This window comes from Salegentibacter maritimus, assembly GCF_016236975.1.
Taxonomy (GTDB): Bacteria; Bacteroidota; Bacteroidia; order Flavobacteriales; family Flavobacteriaceae; genus Salegentibacter; species Salegentibacter maritimus.
The window spans coordinates 93,120-115,853 of the sequence record NZ_JAEHNY010000008.1 but is presented as its reverse complement, the minus strand read 5'-3'; the positions used below and the strand labels follow the sequence as shown (position 1 = coordinate 115,853).

Genomic DNA, 22,734 nt, shown 5'->3' with positions numbered 1-22,734 from the left:
TAAGATCGTTTTTTTATAAATCGTCATTCTGAATTTAGTTTAGAATCTAAGATTTTGAAAAGCTAAACAAGTTAAAAGCTGAAAGAAGACCAGCTTGACGCCATGAGCCCTTCTAAGTCAACTTCCTTTTTTATGCTGAATTTAGATCTTCATGATGCAAGATCGGCAAGATCCAACAAGCTCTCGATATTTTAAAAATAAAAGTTTAGAAATAAAAAAACCACCGCGAAAAACGGTGGTTTTGTGGAGAATATCGGAGTCGAACCGATGACCTTTTGGCTGCCAGCCAAACGCTCTAGCCAGCTGAGCTAATCCCCCAATTGGAGAGCAAATGTAATAATTTTCTATAAATTTCAGCAAAGAACTTTTATTTATTATTATAATTAAGAAATGATTAGAAAAGCAAGCATAACCGACCTCTCCGAAATAAAAAGCTTAACCGAAGCCTGTGCCAAAGCGCTTCAGGAGCAAAATATACTTCAGTGGAACAAACATTATCCTTCCCGTGAAAAACTTCAAGCCGATATTCAGAATAAGGAATTATATGTTTTTGAGGAAGAAAAAGTTATTATTTCCATTATTGTGCTCACCCCAAAAATGGATAAGGTTTACCAGAATATTGATTGGCTTACCGAGACCGGCAACAACCTTTATGTGCATAGGCTCGCTACGCATCCGGCTTACTGGGGAAAAGCTTACGCCAGAAAAATGATGGATTTTGCCGAGGAATTTGCTATAAACAGGAACTATGATTCCATACGTTTAGATACATTTAGCAAGAACAAACGCAATCAGAAATTTTATGAAACCCGGGGGTATATAAAACTTGGGGACGTTTATTTTCCGCATAAAAATGAATATCCTTTTCACTGTTATGAAAAACCACTATCAAATCACATAGAAAAAACCGATAAAAACCCTTAAGAAATCAATTGTAAAATGAGGCTTTACAAGAAAGCATTCTATATTTGCCGATTATAAAGAATTGTTTTTTTTGGAATCTTCCGTTAGTTTTAAAAATATCAATCGAATTGCCATCCCCGCCATCATTGCCGGGATTGCCGAGCCGCTTATCTCACTCACTGATATTGCGGTTATTGGAAATGTAGAAAAAAACTCGGTTGAAGCCCTTGCTGCAGCGGGAATTGTGGGTTCATTTCTTTCGGCTATTATCTGGATTGTAGCACAAACCAAAACCGCTATTTCTGCAATTGTTTCACAACATTTAGGTGCAAACCGGCTCCACGCGGTAAAAACACTTATTCCCCAGACCATTTATTTCAATTTTGCGTTTAGTCTGGTGATTTATGCTACTACCGCTTTTTTTGCCGAAGCAATCTTTAGTGCCTATAATGCCGAAGGTTTGATCTTGCAATATTCTGAAGACTATTATCAAATTCGGGCTTTAGGGTACCCGTTAACTTTAGTAACCTTTGCCATTTTTGGTGTATTTCGCGGACTTCAAAATACACTTTGGGCAATGAAGTGCAGCCTTGTAGGCGCGGCTGTTAACGTTGGCCTGGACTTTCTTTTGGTTTACGGTATAGACGGCCTTATACCTCCCATGCATTTAAAAGGCGCTGCTTATGCCAGTCTTGCTGCGCAGGGGACCATGCTGGTAATGGCACTCTGGTTTTTCTTTAAAAAGACACCTTTCCACTTAAAGCTAAGTCTGAATATAAACCCCAGGCTAAAAGGTCTTTTGCTTATGGCTGCCAACCTCTTTGTAAGAACAGCCGCTTTAAATTTCGCAATATACCTGGCAAATGCCTATGCAACAGATTATGGGAAAAATTATATCGCAGCACAAAGTATTTTAATGAATATCTGGTTGTTTTTTAGCTTTTTTATAGATGGCTATGCCAATGCCGGAAACGCGATTGGCGGAAAATTACTGGGTGCCAGAGATTATAAAAATTTATGGGAACTCAGTAAGAAAATTAGCAAATACGCGGTTTTGATAGCCTTTATCCTTATGGCTGTTTGCGGACTTTTATACAATGAAATTGGCCTGGTTTTTAATAAAGACACAGCGGTATTGGCCATTTTCTCTTCGGTATTCTGGATCGTGTTATTAATGCAACCGGTAAATGCCATCGCCTTTATGTTCGATGGGATTTTTAAAGGTTTGGGCGAAGCAAAATACCTGCGAAACCTATTGCTTGTGGCCACGTTTTTGGGCTTTACCCCTGCCCTGTTAATTTCAGATTATTTTGGGCTACAACTCTATGGTATATGGATCGCATTTTTTGTTTGGATGCTTATTCGCAGTGCCGGACTGGTTATTAAATTCCGAAGGAAATATTTGCAAAAAGAAGTATGATTCAGTGGGTAGTCTCATTGGGCAGTTGGCTGTCTCAGTTTACAGTCTCAGTGGGCAGTCGCAGTGAGACTCAGGAAAATTTTGAAAAATCGCGGTGTTAAGATTTCAAAGCAGGGCTTTAGAATCTTTTTTAGCAGTATAAGGCTTGTTTGGGCGAACTAGGAAAATAAGCTTTTCCAGGGTTTTAATTAAATTACTGATGATCAATTTTTTAATGAATCATATCAATGTTAGAAGTAGGGTTTCTGTTCTAAAATTGAATTTTAAATTATTAAACTAAAAAGGATTATATCAATTCTAATCTTTCTAAATTTGAGTATTCAGCTAACTGAAAAATGAATTTATGGCAACCACACGAGAAAACGGAAGTTTATACACACATATAGAAAATGGGATTGCTCATTTAGAATTTGGTCATCCGGCCAGTAATTCTTTCCCTTCAGACTTATTAGAACGACTGGAGAAAGAGTTTTACAAACTATCGGAAGACCAGAGCGTAAAAATTATTTTATTAAAATCTGAAGGCGAAAAAGCCTTTTGCGCCGGTGCTTCTTTTGATGAGCTGGTAGCGATTGAAACTATGCAGGCAGGAAAATTGTTCTTTTCGGGCTTTGCCAAAGTTTTAAACGCTATGCGAAAATGTAAGAAACTTATCGTGGGCCGCATTCAGGGAAAAACAGTTGGCGGTGGCGTAGGCCTGGTTGCTGCCTGTGACTATGCTATGGCTACCGATGCGGCCGCAATAAAGCTTTCAGAAATTAGCATAGGTATTGGCCCCTTTGTAATTGCCCCGGCCGTAGAACGCAAAATTGGTGTGGGTGCATTGGGTGAACTAAGCCTGGCTGCCCACGAATGGAAAAACGCCTATTGGGCAAAAGATAAAGGTCTCTACGCCCGTGTTTTTGAAAACCTAAAAGATTTAGATAAAGAAATAGCCATTTTTACCGAAAAGTTGGCATCTTATAACCCCGAAGCCCTATATGAGATGAAGCAAATGCTTTGGAAAAATACAGATCACTGGGAGCAATTACTTCCGGAAAGAGCAGCAATATCGGGAGAATTAGTGCTTTCAGATTTTACAAAAAACGCTTTAGCCAAATATAAAAAGTAAATAGGCCAGGTAATTATAGTTCTAAATTAGCATCCTTATAACATATTTGCCGGCCGGAAAAACGTAAATTCCACTTTGAAAACAAGCTTATGAGTTTACTACAGGAACATTTACCAAAAGATAGAGACCCCAACAGCGAACAGGAATGGGGTTTTACCATTTGGGAGTTTATTATTGGCAACTGGCTGTATTTGCTGGGTATTTTACTTATTCTTGCCGTTTTCTTCTATGCGCGTTATAATTGGAGAAAAAGGCAACAGAAAAAACGTATGAACTAATGGGAGAAGATACCTGGGAATTTTTAAGCTTTTTAAGCGGAATGGGATTTTGGCTAATTTTAGCACTTGTTTTAATTGTTGTAGTGCTTTATAAGAAATTCAAGAATTAACCTCTTGTGGCCAATTTTCAACCAGAGATTAAATAAGGCTTTATTAGCACCGCCAAAGGGTATAATACCCCAAAGCTTGCTTCGAAATTAAAAAATAGTTTCAACTAATGCCCCGTGGGCTTTTCCAGAGGTAGTTTAGTTTAGAAAATAATTTGGGAGAATTTATTCTCGATTATCGGGTTTTTAACCATCCGGTTATACTCAACCTGGCAGTTTTTACCGGTTTTACCTCGTGTTCCATTAACTGGCTTTCAAAAATCACTACCCTACCCGGCATTGGATAAATAGCTTTGGCTACCTCCTCCCCATTTTCTTCGGAATAAATTACCAATTCCCCACCGTTTTCAGGTTTCCAATCTTCTTCGTTTAAATAACATACCAAAGAAAGTTTTCTCCTTCCATCATTTTGAAAGGTATCTAAATGCCGCTGGTAAAAAGTACCTTCGGGATAAAGCGCATAATGAAATTCCTTGGTTAAAATCCCCAAAAAGCAGGTTTTGTTTAAATAGGCTATTAATGAATTGATTTTATTAAAAAACAAATTTTCAGCCTCCCCTGCTTCGGCTTCATTGAGCCATAGAATAAAATCTCCCCGAATAGACTTCGCCACAATTTCGTTGGTTCTATTACCAATTGCAGCCTTTTTAAATTGGGATTCGTCAAATTTTAATTTTAATGCCCTTCGAAGCATCGCAACCTCTTCAGCATTAAAGAAATTATCTACAATGCTATAGTGATTTTCAACTAAATTGGTAATAATATTTTCGTAGAAAGGATTTTCTTTAAAATCCAGTTGTTCAAACAGTTCTAAATCAGTTTTGGTTTTCATTTTTTATAAAAAAAGCCTACAAATATACAACAGAAACTTAATTGTTTAGAAAAAAAATATAACGCTAAAAAACCCTTAACTTTGCCAAAAATAACGCAGAATGAGCAAGATTAGAATTACCAAACAGTTCTCTTTTGAAACCGGCCACGCCCTGTATGGTTATGATGGAAAATGCCGAAATGTTCACGGCCATAGTTATAAACTTAGTGTTTGTGTGATTGGGGAGCCAATTACCGATAAAGACAATGTAAAGTTTGGTATGGTGATAGATTTTGGGGACTTAAAAAAGATTGTAAAATCTGAAATTGTAGATCAGTTTGACCACGCAACGGTTTTCAATAAAAACACCCCCCACGTAGAGCTTGCCGGGGAATTAAAAAATAGAGGGCATCACGTAATCCTGGTAAATTACCAGCCTACCAGCGAAAATATGGTAGTGGATTTTGCTGAAAAGATTAAAAAGTATTTACCCGAGCATATAAAACTACATTCCCTAAAACTACAGGAAACCGAATCCAGTTTTGCTGAATGGTATGCAAGCGATCAATAAGCCCCCAAACGCGAAGGGGAAGTAGACACAAGGTAGCTGTCTGAAAAGTTCTTAAAATCGTCATCCTGAATTTATTTCAGAGCCTGCCCCGATTCTTTATCGGGGATCTAACGTGTTGGTAATTAAAAACATCTTAGAAGCTGAAACAAGTTCAGCTTGACGAAACTAGACATTTAAGACAGCCTCGATAGGCTAATCTTCAAAAAAAGATTAAAACGGAAAGCTTAAAACACATAGACCTCACAGGTTTTAAAACCTGTGAGGTCTTTTAAAATATTTATATTTACAGCTTAGAATTATAATAAATGAATATCCCCGAAGGCAAAAAAGTTTATTTCTCCAGTGACAATCACCTGGGTGCACCTACCCAGGAAGAAAGCAAACCAAGGGAAATAAGGTTTGTAAAATGGCTGGATGAAATTAAAGAAGACGCTGCTGCCATATTTTTACTCGGAGATTTATTCGATTTTTGGTTTGAGTATAAACACGCTGTGCCTAAAGGTTTTGTGAGGGTTTTAGGAAAACTGGCCGAAATTAAAGACAGTGGTATTCCCGTATACTTCTTTGTAGGCAATCACGACTTATGGATGCACGATTATTTTGAAAAAGAATTAAATATCCCTGTATTTCATAAGCCACAGGAATTCACTTTTAACGATAAAACTTTTCTTGTGGGCCATGGGGACGGTTTGGGACCTGGGGATCACGGCTATAAGCGCATGAAGAAGGTATTTACCAATCCGTTTTCAAAATGGCTTTATCGATGGTTACATCCCGATTTAGGCATTCCGCTGGCACAATATTTTTCGGTAAAAAACAAGGCAATTTCGGGAAAGGAAGAGCAGGAGTTTTTAGGAGAAGAAAAAGAATGGCTTATTCAATATTGCCGTAGAAAATTAAAAGAAAAACATTACGATTACTTTCTGTTTGGTCACCGGCATTTACCCCTGGAAATAGATTTAAGCGGAAATTCTACCTATATCAACACCGGCGATTGGATAGACTTTTACACCTACGCGGTTTTTGATGGTGAGAAGACGGTTTTAAAGAAATTAAGTAATTGAAAAAAGCTTATTTTTAAATAGCGTTCTACGGTTTTGGAAATACTTTGTAAGGACTTATTATAATTGGGTGCTGACAGCACTTTATAAAAGTTGGGTTGTTTTTCGTAATACGATTTTTTTGGCTGGCCTATCGAAAATTTATTGTAAAATTTGAAGTGAAAATTCCGTAAAATTTTAGGCTGTTTGAGCCAAAAATGTTTTTTAGGCTTATACTAAATTTCATTGGCGAGTTCCTAAAATTTAGGGATTGAATGATAAATTTAGACAAAGTTTCGTAAGCCTAGAATTTTTTGTTTCTTTTCTGGGCAATGCAAAAAAGAAAAAACCATATTAAAAAGTTTAAAAATAAATTCTGTTCTAAAATTAATTCTTCCCACAGCCGTTTAAATAATCTTCCAGGTTTAACTTAAATAAAGTTCCCTCTATTAAATCTGAAATTTGTTCCAGCTCTATGGCACTTACCGCAAAATCCATTTTTTCAAGTGGAGATCTCAAAAGAATATTCCTACAGGATTTTTCTCTACTACAATTACCGCAATTATAATATTTAGCTGCCTGTATATTGCTGGAGAAGTGCTTAATTTCTTCGGGTAATAAATAAAAGCCCATATCTTTAAAAACCATCTGTACCCGTGCGGGATCGGCGTTTGGTAAGTTATTTTTCCACCTAAAGGAAATCCCCAATTTGTTATGATAAATTAAAGCTACATCTTCCATTTTAAAATATTTTTCTCGATAATCGAGATTAAAAAACTTTGAAACCAAGCTCAAAGTTCAACTATCATTTCCTAACCACTTACCTTATTTCCAGGAAGCTTAGTCAAATATAAAGTTTTTATTTAAAATGAATCTAAATAGAAGTAATTTATTCACTGATATCTTTTAATTTCAACTGAATGGAAACCTTCCCGTTCCATTCATTTTCATCTAAAGAATACACCGCCTTAAAAGTTTTCTTTTCTGAAATTGTCTCGAATTTCTCTCCCAGCCCAAAACCAATCATATCAAAAACGGGTTCTTTACCCCTTTGTTTTACCCGGCATTTTAAATGTGCTTCATCGGCACCCACACATTTGCCATAACCGGTATCACTAAGGTTTTGGGTCATAAAAACAGGACTCATATTACCCGGGCCAAAAGGAGCAAATTGCTTTAAAATTCTAAAGAATTTCGGAGTAATTTCATCCAGGTCAATTTCGGCATCTACAGCAATTTCGGGAGTTAGCAGCCGCCTATCTATAGTTTCAGAAACCACCGACTCGAATTTTACCTTAAAATTTTCATATTCCGAAGCTTCCAAAGTGAGTCCCGCTGCATATTTATGCCCGCCAAATTGTTCTATATGTTCTTTACAGGCCTCCAGGGCATTATACACATCAAATCCCTTCACCGAACGCGCTGAAGCAGCCAGCTTTTCCCCACTTTTGGTAAAAACCAGGGTGGGACGATAATAGGTTTCGGTTAAACGCGATGCTACTATCCCAATTACCCCTTTATGCCAAGATTCATGGTACACCACGGTACTATATCGTTCCTGCTCTTTTAAGTCCTCAATCTGGGCAAGTGCTTCCACGGTTATTGCTTTATCGGTATCCTTTCTTTCCGCATTAAAACTCTCTATCTCTGCGGCAAAATTCATAGCAGTAGCCTCATCTTCTTCGGTAAGTAAATTTACCGCATGCAAACCATGCTTCATTCTTCCGGCGGCATTTATACGCGGTGCAATAATAAACACCACATCGGTTATCGTGAGTTTATCCTTTTTAACCTGAGCTAAAATTGCTTTAAAACCCATTCTTGGGGCTACATTAATTACATTCAGCCCATGATAAGCCAGAATTCTGTTTTCCCCGGTAATAGGCACAATATCGGCACCAATGGCTGTAGCAACCAGATCTAAATAAGGCAATAAAACCTCAGGAGCTCCCCCTCTTTTAGTATTTAGGGCCTGAATTAATTTAAAACCAACCCCACAACCACAAAGTTCTTTATAGGGGTATTCACAATCTTCCCGTTTGGGATCCAAAACTGCCACAGCTTCGGGAATATGTTCTCCCGGCCGGTGGTGATCACAAATAATAAAATCTATTCCTTTTTCGGCCGCATAAGCTACTTTATCTATAGCTTTAATTCCACAATCAAGCGCGATAATTAGGGAGATATCATTATCGGCTGCAAAATCAATCCCGCAGTAGGAAACCCCGTAACCTTCGGTATATCTATCGGGAATATAGGTGGCGATATTTGCGGTAAGGGTTTTTAAGTAAGAAGCCATGAGGACTACACTGGTAGTCCCATCTACATCATAATCGCCATACACCATAATATTTTCCCCGGAAGCGATGGCCTGCTGAATTCGGTCTACCGCCAAATTCATGTCTTTCATCAGGTATGGATCGTGCAGGTCTTTCAGGCTGGGCCTAAAGAACTTTTTGGCGGCCTCAAAACTACAAATACCCCGCTGAACCAACAATGTTGCCACGGGTGTTTCTACCCCCAATTCTTCGGCTAATCTTTCAACTAATAAGGGGTCGGGTTTAGGTTTTATAGTCCAGCGCATTGTAATTTTTTCCCAAAAATACGTATTGTATTTCAATCAAAATAAGAGGGATTTCACTAAAACCGACTTCCAAAAAATTTCAGTAATTAATAATAATCCCTACTTTCACACTTCAGGATTTATAGATAAAATATGACCAAAATTATACAGGGACAGTACGTAGATATTCAAAACAGAAAGATTTTTCCTGCAGAAATCAGCATCGAAAACGGGAAAATCACAAAGATTGAAGAAAAGCAACACAATGTAAAAAGCTTTTTACTTCCCGGATTTATAGATGCACATATTCATATTGAAAGTTCTATGTTGGTCCCCACAGAGTTTGCCCGTCTGGCTGTAATTCACGGTACGGTAGCCACAGTTTCCGACCCGCATGAAATTGCCAATGTTTTAGGGAAAGAAGGCGTTAGGTTTATGATTGAAAACGGAAAGGAGAGTCCGTTGAAATTTAATTTTGGTGCGCCTTCCTGTGTGCCGGCAACCAGTTTTGAAACTTCGGGAGCGATTATTGATTCTGAAGCTATTAAAGATTTATTGGCCTTACCTGAAATAAAATATCTTGCCGAAATGATGAATTATCCCGGCGTAATTTTTAAAGATGAAGAAGTACTTAAGAAAATTGCCTGGGCCAAACATTTTCAAAAACCCGTTGATGGGCATGCGCCCGGTTTACGCGGCGACGATGCCAAAAAATATGCTGAAGCGGGTATCTCTACAGATCATGAATGCTATACCGCAGAAGAAGCAGCCGAAAAGCTTGGCTTAGGCATGAAAGTGATTATTCGTGAAGGTAGTGCCGCCAAAAATTTTGAAGCGCTTATAGGTTTGCTTCCCGAACATTATAAAAATATGATGTTTTGCTCTGATGATAAACATCCAGACGACCTGATTTTAGGGCATATTAACCAGCTTTGTGCAAGAGCAGTTGCCAAAGGAATTGATGTTTTTAAAGTACTGAAAGTTGCCTGTATTAATCCGGTGAATCATTATAATTTGGAAGTTGGACAACTAAGAATAGACGATCCAGCCGATTTTATTGTGGTAAATGACCTAACCAGCTTTGAAGTTTTACAAACTTATATCAGCGGTAAGTTAGTTGCTGAAAACGGTAACTCTCACATCAAATCTTCTGCCTTTGAAAAGCCGAATAATTTTAATACTTCCTCTAAAAACCCGGAAGATTTTAAAATAAAAGCCGCTGGAGATATTATAAAAGTAATCGAAGCCCTGGATGGAGAACTTATTACTAATAAAATTCAGCAGAAAGCTTTAGAAAAGAAGGGGGAACTAATTTCAGATATTGAACAGGATATTTTAAAGATAACGGTGGTTAACCGGTATGAAGACAAAGCTCCTGCGGTAGCGTTTATAAAGAATTTCGGGTTGAAAAAAGGAGCCATCGCCAGCTCGGTTGCGCACGATTCGCATAATATTATCGCGGTGGGAACTTCAGACGAAGAGATTTGCAATGCGGTAAACCTCATCATTGAAAATAAAGGCGGAATTTGTAGCGTGAATGAAAATGATCAAAAAGTTCTACCGCTACCAATTGCCGGAATTATTAGCGATAAAGATGGCTGGGAAACCGGCAAATTATACCAGGAAATAGATAAAATGGCCAAAGAATTGGGCAGTACTCTAAAAGCTCCTTTTATGACGCTTTCCTTTATGGCTCTTTTGGTAATTCCCGATCTAAAACTTTCGGACAAAGGCTTGTTTAGCGGGAAAAAGTTTGATTTTGTTGATTTACAGAAAATTTAAATCCTGGTAACAAGATTACTCTAAGCAATAATATCCCGGATCCTGTTTTGTAATTTAGGGACTACTTCTTCCTCAAACCAGGGGTTTTTAGTGCGCCAAAACCGGTTTACCGGCGAAGGATGTGGTAAACACCAATAATTGGGCAAAAAATCCCGGTAAGCCTTTACTTTTTGGGTAAGGTTTAAATCGTCGGGCAGGTAATAATTTGTTGCATAGGCTCCAATAAGAATTGTAAGTTCTATATTTTTTAATTCTGAAAGTATAGTATTGTGCCACATAGGTGCACATTCCTTTCGGGGTGGTGCATCTCCGGTTTTAGCTTTTCCGGGATAACAAAAGCCCATAGGCAGAATGGCAAAGTTATTAGGCTGGTAAAAAGTATTTTCGTTTACCCCCAACCATTCCCGAAGCTTTTTTCCGCTTTGATCATTCCAGGCAACCCCGGTTTGATGCACTATTCTACCCGGCGCCTGACTAATTAAAACGATTTTAGAATTTTTAGTGGCATTTACGATAGGCTTTGCCCCAAGCGGTAAATGCTTTTCACAAAATTTACAATTCCGGGCTTCTTTTAGCAGTTGTTGCATTAAGATTTCCCCTTTACCACAATAACAATTTCACCTTTAGGAGGTTTATTTGTATAATGTTCAAGCACCTCGGTGGCTGTACCGCGAATGGTTTCTTCGTGCAGTTTGGTAATTTCCCTTGAAACCGAAACCGGCCTGTCCTGGCCAAAATATTCTGAAAAATGCTTTAGTGTTTTTAGTAATTTATGGGGTGACTCATAAAAAATCATGGTACGGGTTTCTTCTGCCAATAAATTTAAACGGGTTTGCCGGCCCTTTTTTACCGGTAAAAATCCTTCAAAAATAAATTTATCGTTAGGGAAACCGCTGTTTACCAGCGCCGGGACAAAAGCTGTTGCCCCGGGTAAACAATCTACCTCTATACCTGCTTCCACACAGGCCCGTGTTAATAAAAATCCCGGGTCTGAAATAGCGGGCGTACCGGCATCGCTAATTAATGCTATGTCTTCTCCACTCTTAATCCGGTCAACAATATGATTTACGGTTTTATGCTCGTTATGCATATGGTGACTTTGCATAGGCGTACCAATATCAAAATGCTTTAGAAGTTTACCACTATTTCGGGTGTCTTCCGCAAGTATGGTATCAACCTCCTTTAGCACTTTTACAGCCCTAAAAGTCATATCGTCTAAATTTCCTATTGGAGTCGGCACCAGGAACAATTTTGCCATTAAAACAGTTTTAATTACTGAACTTATTCTCTATTTTGGCCAAAAACCGCTCTTCATAATCTTCTTTTCCCTCCCAGTGGTTATAATCTGGCTTCACTACCAATTGGATGAATTTTTGAGCTTCCTCTAGAGAGCTAAAGGTATTTAATTGGGAAATTACCCGATTGTAATCTGAAGTATTTCCATCAAAAAGATTTTTTATAAATGCGAGACGTTCGTTAAGGCCAATATTAATTCCTTTTTTCAACCTGTCGTTTACCGATTTAGGCCTTTGGTCTTTTTGTTTGTTATTTAAAGGAGTAAAATCTGGAAGGTTATCATAATCTACCCCAATATTTCTAAAATCGTTTTTAGGCGCCTGGGGTTTAGGTTTTGATTGCTCTTCTATATCCATTTGAAGAGATTGTTGTGCCGGAGGGGCCTGTGGTTTAGGGTTTTCCTGTTCTATAAGTTCATCTACACGCTCAGATTCCGCAGGCATTTGTGCAACTATATCTTTTATTTTTTCTGTATTAGGTTCGGTAATGGCATCGGCATCCTTTCGGTATTCTGTTCCATCTGGCGCATAATCGTCCCTTTGATACTGCATTGGTTCTTTCTGCTCGGGCTTCTTCTCTATTTTAGGGCTCGGAACTTCCTCAGGAGTTTCAAGTGCCTCGAGGTTTTGTTCCATAAAATTCAATATAGAAAGCTGCTCATATAAGCTCGCTGCCTTTAATTTAAGGGCTTTGGTATCTAACTTTTCCTTTTCCGAAATTATTTCTTCGGCAAGCTCTACTAAGCTTTTTTTAAGTCTGTTTTTCATCTTTTTAGCAATATTTATAAACCCAATTTTATCTACAATAACTCAAATATCCATAAAATCACCTAGGAGAAACCTATAAAGTTTTAAATAGGAAAACTTACGAGTTCCAAGCCTCCCAGGAGTATTTACGCACCAACCAACAGCTAATATAGCTGCAAAAAAAGTGCCTTACTCATTAAACTCCCCCAGCAGTCCTTAACTTTTACCTTTATTCGGGATTATTGATTTCTCTTTGCAATACTTAGCTCCCCGGTTTTAATCGGGCTCGTATAGCCCACTTTAATAACTTTAGTAATTACGAGCCGCTAACAGCTTGTATTTTTAATAAATTTGTTCCAACTTTATCAAAAAGGGCAAGTTCCCATTTCGATTTGAAAATTACAAAATGTTTCTCGAAAATACAGTAAATCACGAAGAGCAATTTGGATGGATTGAGGTTATTTGCGGTAGTATGTTCTCGGGCAAGACCGAAGAACTGATTCGCCGTTTAAAAAGGGCCCAGTTTGCCAAACAAACCGTAGAGATCTTTAAACCTGCCATAGACACCCGTTACGACGAGGAAATGGTGGTCTCTCACGATTCTAATGAAATTAGGTCTACTCCCGTGCCTTCGGCTTCCAACATTAGGATTCTGGCCGATGGCTGCGACGTGATAGGTATAGATGAAGCCCAGTTTTTTGACGATGAGATTGTAACGGTTTGTAACGATCTTGCCAATAGGGGAATTCGGGTAATTGTAGCAGGATTGGATATGGATTTTAAAGGAAACCCCTTTGGCCCTATGCCCTATCTTATGGCCACGGCAGAATATGTTACCAAAGTACATGCCGTTTGTACCCATACCGGAAACCTGGCTCAATTTAGTTACAGAAAAGCAATTAATGACGATTTGGTTTTTCTTGGGGAGAATGAAGAGTACGAACCTTTAAGCCGTGCTGCTTATTATAAGGCTATGCTTAAAGAAAGAGTGAATAAGTTTGATGTGAAAGATGCCGAAGAATTACAAGCTAAATTAAAGAATAAAAATGCCTAAAGCCGAAGAAACCGTTCTGGAAATAGACCTTAACGCCTTAGCTCATAATTTTAAAACGATAAAATCCCAGCTAAAACCGGGTGTTAAATTTATGTCGGTTATTAAGGCTTTTGCCTATGGTCATGATGCTGATACCATAGCCCTAAAATTGGAGAGTTTAGGTACCGATTATTTTGCGGTTGCCTATACAGAAGAGGGAGTTAGGCTTAGAAAAGCAGGAATTACTTCACCTATTTTAATATTAAATCCGCAACCTGTAAATTATCCGCAAATTATTGAACACTGCCTGGAGCCTAATTTATATAGCGCCAGAACACTTCAGCTTTTTATAGAATTAGCTGAAAAACAAAAGCAACACAACTATCCGGTACATATAAAGTTTAACACGGGTATGAATAGGCTTGGTTTTACCGAGGCTAACTACCACCATATTACCGAAAGTTTAAGGCGCACACAATCTGTTAAAGTAGTTTCGGCATTTACTCATTTAGCAGCCAGCGAAAACTGGAAAGAAAGGGAATTCACCCTTTCTCAAATTTATAAATTCAAAGAACTGGCAGGCAAACTTATACAGGATATTGGCTACGAACCCTTATTGCACCTTTGTAATACCTCAGCGATTTTCAACTATCCTTCTGCTGCTTTTTCTATGGTAAGAAGCGGCCTGGGACTTTATGGCTTTGCCAACGATGAAAACCTCAACAAAAAACTTAAACCTGTTGCCACTTTTAAAACTATTATTTCTCAGATTCAATATTTAGAAAAAGGCAATACGGTAGGTTATGGGCGAGCTTTTAAAGCAGAGAAAACTGGAAAAACCGCTACCCTGCCCGTAGGCCATGCAGACGGCATAAAACGTATTTATGGCCATAAAAAAGCTGGAGTTTTTATAAACGAACAGTACGCTCCTATTGTAGGTACTGTATGTATGGACAGTATTATGGTAGATATTACAGGTATTGACTGTAATGAAGGTGATGAAGTAATTATTTTTGGTGGCCCACAGCAGGCTAGTGATTTAGCAGTAAAAGGAGGCACTGTTACCTATGAACTTATTACCGGTATCTCACAACGAGTAAAGCGCTTAATTATCGACTAATTAATTTAATTCCTTTTATATTCAATTATTGTGTAATTTGGTTTTCTAGTAATCTAACCAAAATTTAGCATGAGTTTTTTTAAAGATTTTAAGAAATTTATTCTCAAGGGCGATATTATAGCTCTTGCAACTGCAGTAGTGATAGGTGCTGCTTTTAATAAAATTGTCGCTTCTGTAGTGGCCGATGTTATTATGCCTATAATAGGTTTAATAACAGGTGGAACCGATTTTTCACAGAAGTTTATCTCTTTAGACGGCGCTTCTTACAACAGCCTTGAAGCAGCAAAAGAAGCTGAAGCCGCTGTAATTACCTATGGAAATTTAATAGATACGATCATTCACTTTTTAATTGTTGCCTTTTTTATATTTTTAGTACTGCGTGCCTACGAAAAGACCAAAAAAGAAAAAGAGGCTCCAAAGTTAGTAGAACCAAAAGGTCCCACCCAGGAAGATTTACTTACTCAAATTAGAGATGAGTTAAAAAAACAAAACAGTAGAACTTAAGATACGAGTACCGCTATACTGCTCATATTAAAAATGTCGTAATTTAACTAAACCCCACAGGAAACTGCGGGGTCTTTTTTTAACTAAAATCACAAATTAGTTTAAAAACAATAATTCTTTTCAATTTTAAGGACTGAAACTATGTAAGTTAAGCCAGGGATAATAAATTTGCGGCTTGTTGTTAATAACATGTATTAAACAAATAAGATTTCCGCCAAAGTTTATGCTAGACTTAGTCGAATTGCGGAAATGACAAAAAAATATAATTATGAGAATTGCAGTGGTAGGTGCCACCGGAATGGTTGGCGAAATTATGCTAAAAGTATTAGCCGAAAGGGAATTTCCAATTACTGAATTATACCTGGTAGCTTCTGAAAGATCTGTAGGAAAAAAGATCAATTTTAAAGGAAAAGACTATGAAGTTATTGGTCTTCAAACTGCGGTAGATATTAAACCTGATATCGCCTTATTTTCTGCCGGGGGCGAAACTTCTTTAGAGTGGGCTCCAAAATTTGCCGAAAACGGAACAACGGTAGTAGATAATTCTTCGGCCTGGAGAATGGATGAAACCAAAAAACTGGTAATTCCCGAAATTAACGCTTCAGAATTAACAAAAGAAGACAAGATTATTGCCAACCCTAACTGTTCTACTATCCAGTTATTAATGGCATTAAAACCATTGCACGACGCTTTTAAAATTAAGCGAGTTATTGTCTCTACTTACCAGTCTATAACCGGTACCGGCGTAAAAGCTGTAGAACAATTGGAAAACGAATATAAAAATGAAAAAGGGGAAATGGCCTACCCCTACCCTATTCATAAGAATGCTTTGCCACATTGCGATGTTTTCCAGGAAAACGGCTATACCAAAGAAGAGATGAAGCTTACCAAAGAAACCAAAAAGATTTTAGGAGACGAATCGGTATTGGTAAGTGCAACCGCGATTAGAATTCCTGTGGTTGGCGGGCATTCAGAATCTGTGAATATTGAATTTGAAAACGACTTTGAGGAAGCCGAAGTAAGAAAAATATTAAGTGAATTCCCGGGAGTAAATGTACAGGACAATCCAGACACCAATACTTACCCAATGCCTATTTATGCCGAAGGCAAAGACGATGTTTTTGTAGGTAGGATTCGTCGGGATTACTCGCAACCCAAAAGTTTAAATATGTGGATAGTAGCCGATAACCTTAGAAAAGGCGCCGCTACCAACACTATACAAATTGCCGAATACCTGGTTGAAAATAAATTGGTGTAAATTTCGACTAATTTTGTTAAAAGAAAGAAACCGGCTTGTAATTATGAGCCGGTTTTCTACTTTTGTGACCAATGAAACAAATTAGCGTACATATAAGCACTATTTTAGGTATAGTGATATTAGCAGCAAGCCTTCTGCCTGCCCTGCACGCGTTTCATCATGAAGTAAGCTCTGAAAGCAATTCAGCAATAAGTATAGAGTTTACCCAGGCATCTATAGATTGTGATGTATGTGATTTCCAAATTTCCAATATTGATGCCCCCTCAATATTTACTTACGAAATATATACTCCCCAAAAAGAAACAGTTTACGCTATCTCTTTAGCAGAAACAGTTAACCTTTTTCCCAACCGATTATTTTCCCTTAGGGCTCCTCCAGCTGTGATTAGCTAAATAATTTTTAAGCATAAAATCGAACTTTTTAAAAGTTGATTTTACTGTATTCTCTTTTTATTAATCACAGTATTTTTCTCTATGAAACAATTACAATTTGTTTTATTGCTTTTTACCATTTTTCCTACAATTACTTTTTCCCAACAATTAACATTGGAGGGAAGGGTTGTAAATGAACAGGATGAAGCTCTTTTAGGAGCTCATATTCATATAAATAACCGGTTTGTCTTAGCCGGGGAAAATGGCAGCTACCGCATAGGTGCTTTAAAGGAAGGTGAGCATCGTATCAACGTTTCATATATTGGTTTTAGAACTTTAGATACACTAATCTCACTGGCTGAAGATACTGTGGTTAATTTTAAACTAAAAGAAGACGCTGCTGCTTTAGAAGAAGTTTTTATAAATAGCCATGCACGCAGAAGGTCTTCTGAAAATATCGAAAAAGTTAACAAAAAGTACCTCCAGGAACAATTTTCTGGCTCACTGGCTACTAGCCTGGAACGCTTACCCGGCGTGAATGCTTCTGAAATTGGTGCAGGTGCATCTAAACCTATAATTCGCGGAATTGGGTTTAACCGTGTAGCGGTAACCGAAAACGGTATTAAACAGGAAGGCCAGCAATGGGGTGCCGACCATGGGCTTGAAATAGACGCATTCTCTGTAGAAGATATTGAAATTATAAAAGGTGTTGGTGCTATAGAACACGGTAGCGACGCCATTGGCGGAGTTATAAAAATAATTAATGATAGAGTGCCCGGGGAAGGGCTTTCAGGCGAAGTAATTGGACTTACCAAAAGCGTGAACAATACTCTGACCGCTTCAACCAATTTGGCCTTAAGAAATAAGCGGTTTTTTTATAAAATTAAAGCCACCGGAAGTGAATTTGGAGATTATTCGGTACCTACAGATACTATTGTATACTTAAACCGAAATGTCCCTATTTTTAATAATAGGCTAAAAAACACCGCAGGAAAAGAGATTAATTTATATGGACAGGTGGGTTATTTGGGAGAGCATTACAAAGGAAGCCTTAGCATTAGCAATGTTTATTTTAAATCTGGTTTTTTTCCTGGGGCTCATGGTATTCCTTCTACAAACAGGGTACAGGACGATGGGGACCAAAGAAATATCGAGTATCCGTTTCAGCGGGTTAACCATCTAAAGCTTATCAATAAAAATGAATGGTTCTTTCACAACTTCAAGCTAGAAGCTATCTTAGGTTTCCAAAATAACCACCGGCAGGAATGGAGCCGGTTCCATACACATTATACCGGGCAGCTAGCCCCTGCAGTTAACCCAGATTTAGAGCTCAATTTTGACCTTAACACTTATGACGCCCAGGTGAAATTTACTAAAGATTTTATTGAAAATCATACTACTTCTATTGGGGTTCAAACCCAGCTTCAGGATAATACTATTAGTGGTTACAATTTTTTGCTCCCGGAATACGCTCGCGTTAACCAGGGAATTTATGCCACACATTCCTACCGGGTTTCAAAAAACATCAATTTGAATGCAGGTGCAAGACTGGATCTTAGCAAGATTAAAATTGAAAGCTTTTACGATAGCAATTTATATGAATATTTAATTGGAAATGGAAGCACCACAGCCACCGCTACAGATTATGCCACCCGTAGCGAACAAACAACCAGGAACTTCAGCAACGTAAATGTAATGGCCGGGGCGCTATTTAATTTCCACAAAAATTGGGACTTTTCTATAAATACCGGCACCAGTTTTAGGCTACCTACGGCCATAGAGCTGGGTGCCAATGGTATTCACCACGGTTCTTTTAGGCACGAGCGGGGCGATTCAAATTTAGACCCTGAAAAAGGCTATGTTTTAGATACAAAATTGAATTACCGTAAAAACGATTTAAAGGCTTCCCTAAGCCCTTATCTGTATTATTTTGAAAATTACATTTTTCTAAACCCCAGCGGACGATTTTCAATTTTACCACACGCCGGACAAGTTTACCAATTCACTCAAAGTGAAGCACTATTAACCGGAGTAGAGTTCGATTTTTATACAGCTTTTGCAGAAAAGTGGCATACCCAATTTACTTTTGAATATTTATATAACCGACAGGTAACCAGTGACAAATCCCGCAACTTCCCTTTACCTTTTACCCCGCCCGTAAATGGTTTTCTTGAAATAGGTTACGATTTTTCCCATAAGTCTAAAACATTTAAAAATACCGAAATCTTTGCCAATAGCACTTTTGCCTTTCAACAGGAAAGGGTTGCGCAAAATGAAGAAATAACTCCCGGTTATCAGGTTTTTGGTGGTGGATTAAGGACTAATATCGAAATAGCAAACTTTAAAGCGGCCATAAACCTTCAGGTTAGCAATATTTTTAATACTAAATATTTTAACCATACCAATTTTTACCGGGCCCTGGAAATCCCTGAAATGGGTAGAAACATCCAGTTAATGGTGAAGATACCCATCAAATAATGCAAAAGCTTAAAAAACATATCAGCATCTTTTTACTTGCCGTGTTTTTATTTCCGCAGGGAGTAAGTGCTATGCATTATTTTGTCGTAAAGCATCACTCCTACGATAATAGCAAGCTTGTTTTTAAGAAGTCAAATGAGTTTGAATATCATACCTGCAACTACCATCTAAATGGATTCTCTCCTTTAATCTTAAGCGAAGAAAAGTTAAAGAAATCGCACAAAAGCGAAACGCTAAGAAATCGTATAAAACACTGCTGCCTGGAAAATTATGTACAGCAACCTAATTTTAACTTTCTGCTACGTGGGCCACCTTTCAAAAGTAATTTCCCATATAAAAAATAAAAACATAAAATTTCAATCCCGATATAGAGAAAAACATAAAAAAATTTAAAAATGAAAACCAAATTAGTTTATTTATTTAGTATTACCGCAACATTATTCCTGGCCTCTTGTAGTGAAGACGATGACAATGTAATAGACACAGAAGCTCCGGAAATTGTAATTTCAGATCCAGTAGACGGAGAAGAAATCGCCCCGGGAGGGGAAGTTCATTTTGATGCACTTTTAACCGATAATACAGAATTGGCTTCTTATAAGGTGGAAATTCACAATGCTTTTGACGGGCATACACACGCCATTGCAAAACAGGAAGGGCATAAGGATAATCCGTGGAGCTACAGTGAGGTTTTTGAAATAGAACCAGGACAAAAAAGCTTTGAAGCTCATCATCATATTCCAGTGCCTGCTGAAATTAATGGAGAGCATATTAGCGAAGGGCATTACCATTTTGGTTTATTTGTAACCGATGCTGCCGGCAACGAGTCGCAAGCCTTTCTTGAACTTCATATAGAAGGGGATCATGATGGTGATGGTAACGATCATGACCATGACCATGACCATGACCACTAATAGTTAAACTTTTAATTCTACTAATGATGGCCGTATTATTAATAATACGGCCATCATTAATTTATCAACTTTATAAAAATACATTCTAAAATTAATTACATTTGGCATTATCCTCATTAATAATAATTTATGAAAAAAACATTCTCCGGAATTTTTGCCCTTGCCGTCCTGGCTTCGTGCAACGATTCTAAATCAGAAAAAGAAATTACTTTGAACTATCCAGAAACCAAGAAAGTAGATACGGTAACCGATTATTTTGGGACCGAAGTAAAAGACCCTTACCGCTGGCTGGAAGACGACCGAAGCGAAGAAACAGAAAAATGGGTAAAAGCCCAAAACGAGGTTACTTTTGATTATCTAAACAGTATTCCGTATAAAAAAGAACTCGAAGAACGACTTTCTGAAATATGGAATTACGAAAAAATAGGGGCTCCCTTTAAGGAAGGTGATTATACTTATTTTTATAAAAATGACGGACTTCAAAACCAATATGTGGTTTATAGAAAAAAAGGGGACGATGGTGAAACAGAAACCTTTCTAGATCCTAATAAATTTAGCGAAGACGGCACCACCTCCCTGGCCGGTTTAAGTTTCTCTAAAGACGGTAGCAAAGCGGCATATGCCATTTCTGAAGGCGGTAGCGACTGGAGGAAAGTGATTGTAATAGATACCGAAAATAAAGAACGTATAGAAGACACGATCCAAAATGTAAAATTTAGTGGGATTTCCTGGAAAGGCAACGAAGGTTTTTACTATTCCAGCTACGAAAAACCCGAGGGTAGCGAGCTTTCGGCAAAAACAGATCAACATAGGCTGTTTTATCATAAACTGGGAACCCCACAGAATGAAGACCAAATAATTTTTGGAGATTCAGAAGCACAAAAGCATCGTTATGTTAGTGGTAGTGTTTCAGAAGATGATCAATTTTTATTTATCTCTGCCAGGAATTCTACTTCAGGAGGAAAACTTTTTATGAAAGAGCTATCTAAAGAAAACTCAGAATTGGTAAGCATTTTAGATCACGAAGATTCTGATACTTATGTTATAGAAAATGAAGGAAGTAAATTATTTATCGTTACTAATTTAGAAGCACCTAATCGTAAAGTTGTAACCGTAGACGCTGCAAATCCCGGTCCTGAAAACTGGGAAGATTTTATTCCTGAAACCAAAAATGTATTAAGCCCTTCTACCGGCGGAGGCTATTTTTTTGCCAGGTATATGGTAGACGCAGTTTCAGAAGTAAAACAATATGATTATAAAGGCGAATTGGTTCGTGAAGTTGAACTTCCGGGAGTTGGTTCTGCAGGTGGCTTTGGAACTAAAAAAGAAAATAAGGAATTGTATTATTCTTTCACCAATTATGTAACTCCGGGTACGATTTACAAATACAATATTGAAGAAGGGACTTCTGAGATTTATAATAAACCAAATATAAAATTCAACCCCGAAGATTACGAAAGCAAACAGGTATTTTATACTTCAAAAGACGGAACAAAAGTTCCTATGATCATCACCCATAAAAAAGGCCTTGAGCTTAACGGTAAGAACCCAACAATACTTTATGGCTACGGAGGCTTTAATGTAAGTTTAACGCCCTCTTTTAATACCGCAAATGCGATTTGGATGGAACAAGGCGGCGTATATGCCGTGCCAAACCTTAGGGGTGGTGGCGAATATGGTAAAGAATGGCACGATGCCGGGATAAAATTGAAGAAACAAAATGTTTTTGACGATTTTATTGCAGCTGCCGAATACCTTATTGAAGAAAACTATACATCTAGCGATTACCTGGCCATTCGCGGAGGGTCTAACGGCGGACTTTTAGTAGGAGCTACCATGACCCAACGCCCAGATCTTATGCAAGTAGCCCTGCCGGCCGTTGGGGTGTTAGACATGTTACGTTACCATACCTTTACCGCCGGTGCAGGTTGGGCTTATGACTATGGAACATCTCAAGATAGCAAAGAGATGTTTGAGTATCTCTACAATTATTCACCAATTCATAATGTTGAAGAAGGAACAGAATATCCTGCTACTTTAATTACTACAGGAGATCATGACGACCGTGTAGTACCTGCACACTCGTTTAAATTTGCTGCTGAATTGCAGGAAAAACAAGCCGGTAATAACCCCACTTTAATAAGAATTGAAACCAAAGCCGGGCACGGAGCCGGAAAGCCTACCAGTATGATTATTGAAGAATATGCCGATATTTTTGGCTTTACACTTTACAATATGGGCTTTGAGACTTTACCCAATAAAACTGAAGAAAACCTAAAAGGATAATTTATTTAGTATCTATTTTAAAGAAGCTGTTTGAAAAGGTTTTAAACCGTCATCTTGAATTTATTTCAAAGCCTGCCCCGATTCTTTATCGGGGATCTAACGTGTTGATAATTAAAAACATGTTAGAAGCTGAAACAAGTTCAGC

General features: G+C 37.9%; 22 protein-coding genes and 1 tRNA gene. 16 read left to right on the top strand and 7 right to left on the bottom strand.

Annotated elements, in window-relative coordinates; all coding sequences use genetic code 11:
* Nucleotides 1-244: 244 nt before the first annotated feature.
* Nucleotides 245-318 (bottom strand) — tRNA-Ala (locus I6U50_RS10150).
* 72 nt (nucleotides 319-390) lie between these two features.
* On the opposite strand from I6U50_RS10150, the gene I6U50_RS10145 reads away from it, so the two are divergent.
* The 4 genes from I6U50_RS10145 to I6U50_RS10130 all read left to right on the top strand — a co-directional run bounded on the left by I6U50_RS10145 (nucleotide 391) and on the right by I6U50_RS10130 (nucleotide 3,712).
* Nucleotides 391-924: a GNAT family N-acetyltransferase gene (locus tag I6U50_RS10145; RefSeq protein ID WP_198638753.1), complete on the top strand. Its 534-nt coding sequence runs from the start codon at nucleotides 391-393 to the stop codon at nucleotides 922-924.
* A gap of 70 nt (nucleotides 925-994) precedes the next feature.
* Nucleotides 995-2,323 carry an MATE family efflux transporter gene (locus I6U50_RS10140; RefSeq protein ID WP_198638752.1) on the top strand — a complete coding sequence of 443 codons (1,329 nt, stop codon included), beginning with the start codon at nucleotides 995-997 and terminating at the stop codon, nucleotides 2,321-2,323.
* A gap of 343 nt (nucleotides 2,324-2,666) precedes the next feature.
* On the top strand, nucleotides 2,667-3,434 hold the full coding sequence (locus tag I6U50_RS10135) for an enoyl-CoA hydratase/isomerase family protein (RefSeq protein WP_198638751.1): 768 nt from the start codon (nucleotides 2,667-2,669) through the stop codon (nucleotides 3,432-3,434).
* Nucleotides 3,435-3,523: 89 nt separating this feature from the next.
* Nucleotides 3,524-3,712, top strand: a complete 189-nt coding sequence (locus I6U50_RS10130; RefSeq protein WP_193711907.1) for a hypothetical protein — start codon at nucleotides 3,524-3,526, stop codon at nucleotides 3,710-3,712.
* 282 nt (nucleotides 3,713-3,994) lie between these two features.
* On the opposite strand, the gene I6U50_RS10125 is transcribed toward I6U50_RS10130, so the two are convergent.
* Nucleotides 3,995-4,651, bottom strand: a complete 657-nt coding sequence (locus tag I6U50_RS10125; protein ID WP_198638750.1) for a 2OG-Fe(II) oxygenase — start codon at nucleotides 4,649-4,651, stop codon at nucleotides 3,995-3,997.
* Between the two features lie 100 nt (nucleotides 4,652-4,751).
* Between I6U50_RS10125 and I6U50_RS10120 the strand changes: the two genes are divergently transcribed.
* Together I6U50_RS10120 and I6U50_RS10115 are read left to right on the top strand one after the other, a co-directional pair.
* A complete protein-coding gene (locus I6U50_RS10120; RefSeq protein WP_198638749.1) occupies nucleotides 4,752-5,201 on the top strand; it encodes a 6-pyruvoyl trahydropterin synthase family protein in 450 nt (149 codons plus the stop codon).
* A 305-nt stretch (nucleotides 5,202-5,506) separates the two neighbouring features.
* Nucleotides 5,507-6,265, top strand: a complete 759-nt coding sequence (locus I6U50_RS10115) for a UDP-2,3-diacylglucosamine diphosphatase (protein ID WP_198638748.1) — start codon at nucleotides 5,507-5,509, stop codon at nucleotides 6,263-6,265.
* 363 nt (nucleotides 6,266-6,628) lie between these two features.
* Here I6U50_RS10115 and I6U50_RS10110 read toward each other — a convergent pair whose 3' ends face one another.
* Together I6U50_RS10110 and recJ are read right to left on the bottom strand one after the other, a co-directional pair.
* Complete coding sequence (locus I6U50_RS10110) at nucleotides 6,629-6,982, bottom strand: hypothetical protein (RefSeq protein WP_198628868.1); 354 nt, start codon at nucleotides 6,980-6,982, stop codon at nucleotides 6,629-6,631.
* A 148-nt stretch (nucleotides 6,983-7,130) separates the two neighbouring features.
* Nucleotides 7,131-8,825, bottom strand: coding sequence for a single-stranded-DNA-specific exonuclease RecJ (gene recJ / locus I6U50_RS10105; RefSeq protein ID WP_198638747.1), 1,695 nt, complete (start codon nucleotides 8,823-8,825; stop codon nucleotides 7,131-7,133).
* 132 nt (nucleotides 8,826-8,957) lie between these two features.
* Here recJ and ade point away from each other — a divergent pair, with 132 nt between their 5' ends.
* The gene (gene ade, locus I6U50_RS10100) at nucleotides 8,958-10,586 is read left to right on the top strand and encodes an adenine deaminase (RefSeq protein WP_198638746.1); all 1,629 of its coding nucleotides are present in this window, start codon (nucleotides 8,958-8,960) and stop codon (nucleotides 10,584-10,586) included.
* Nucleotides 10,587-10,606: 20 nt separating this feature from the next.
* Here ade and I6U50_RS10095 read toward each other — a convergent pair whose 3' ends face one another.
* The 3 genes from I6U50_RS10095 to I6U50_RS10085 are packed head-to-tail and all read right to left on the bottom strand — an operon-like array spanning nucleotide 10,607 to nucleotide 12,649.
* A complete protein-coding gene (locus I6U50_RS10095) occupies nucleotides 10,607-11,173 on the bottom strand; it encodes a uracil-DNA glycosylase family protein (protein ID WP_198638745.1) in 567 nt (188 codons plus the stop codon).
* Nucleotides 11,173-11,844 (bottom strand): 16S rRNA (cytidine(1402)-2'-O)-methyltransferase, encoded by a 672-nt coding sequence (rsmI, locus tag I6U50_RS10090; RefSeq protein ID WP_198628873.1) that lies wholly within the window; start codon nucleotides 11,842-11,844, stop codon nucleotides 11,173-11,175. Before rsmI ends, I6U50_RS10095 begins: the two co-directional genes overlap by 1 nt.
* A 10-nt stretch (nucleotides 11,845-11,854) precedes the next feature.
* Entirely contained in the window at nucleotides 11,855-12,649 is a 795-nt protein-coding gene (locus I6U50_RS10085; RefSeq protein WP_198638744.1) for a hypothetical protein, read from the bottom strand.
* A gap of 385 nt (nucleotides 12,650-13,034) precedes the next feature.
* Here I6U50_RS10085 and I6U50_RS10080 point away from each other — a divergent pair, with 385 nt between their 5' ends.
* From I6U50_RS10080 to I6U50_RS10040, 9 genes are all read left to right on the top strand, one after another.
* A complete protein-coding gene (locus I6U50_RS10080; protein WP_193711897.1) occupies nucleotides 13,035-13,682 on the top strand; it encodes a thymidine kinase in 648 nt (215 codons plus the stop codon).
* Nucleotides 13,675-14,781 (top strand): alanine racemase, encoded by a 1,107-nt coding sequence (gene alr, locus I6U50_RS10075; protein WP_198638743.1) that lies wholly within the window; start codon nucleotides 13,675-13,677, stop codon nucleotides 14,779-14,781. The genes I6U50_RS10080 and alr overlap by 8 nt, the downstream gene beginning before the upstream one ends.
* A 69-nt stretch (nucleotides 14,782-14,850) precedes the next feature.
* A complete protein-coding gene (gene mscL, locus I6U50_RS10070) occupies nucleotides 14,851-15,285 on the top strand; it encodes a large-conductance mechanosensitive channel protein MscL (protein WP_193711895.1) in 435 nt (144 codons plus the stop codon).
* A gap of 268 nt (nucleotides 15,286-15,553) precedes the next feature.
* Complete coding sequence (locus I6U50_RS10065) at nucleotides 15,554-16,543, top strand: aspartate-semialdehyde dehydrogenase (protein WP_198638742.1); 990 nt, start codon at nucleotides 15,554-15,556, stop codon at nucleotides 16,541-16,543.
* Between the two features lie 71 nt (nucleotides 16,544-16,614).
* On the top strand, nucleotides 16,615-16,935 hold the full coding sequence (locus I6U50_RS10060) for a hypothetical protein (protein WP_198638741.1): 321 nt from the start codon (nucleotides 16,615-16,617) through the stop codon (nucleotides 16,933-16,935).
* 81 nt (nucleotides 16,936-17,016) lie between these two features.
* Entirely contained in the window at nucleotides 17,017-19,392 is a 2,376-nt protein-coding gene (locus I6U50_RS10055; protein WP_198638740.1) for a TonB-dependent receptor, read from the top strand.
* Nucleotides 19,392-19,736: a hypothetical protein gene (locus I6U50_RS10050; RefSeq protein ID WP_198638739.1), complete on the top strand. Its 345-nt coding sequence runs from the start codon at nucleotides 19,392-19,394 to the stop codon at nucleotides 19,734-19,736. The genes I6U50_RS10055 and I6U50_RS10050 overlap by 1 nt, the downstream gene beginning before the upstream one ends.
* Nucleotides 19,737-19,787: 51 nt before the next feature.
* Nucleotides 19,788-20,303, top strand: a complete 516-nt coding sequence (locus I6U50_RS10045; RefSeq protein WP_198638738.1) for a DUF4625 domain-containing protein — start codon at nucleotides 19,788-19,790, stop codon at nucleotides 20,301-20,303.
* A 129-nt stretch (nucleotides 20,304-20,432) separates the two neighbouring features.
* Entirely contained in the window at nucleotides 20,433-22,589 is a 2,157-nt protein-coding gene (locus I6U50_RS10040; protein WP_198638737.1) for a prolyl oligopeptidase family serine peptidase, read from the top strand.
* The last annotated feature ends 145 nt before the right edge of the window (nucleotides 22,590-22,734 follow it).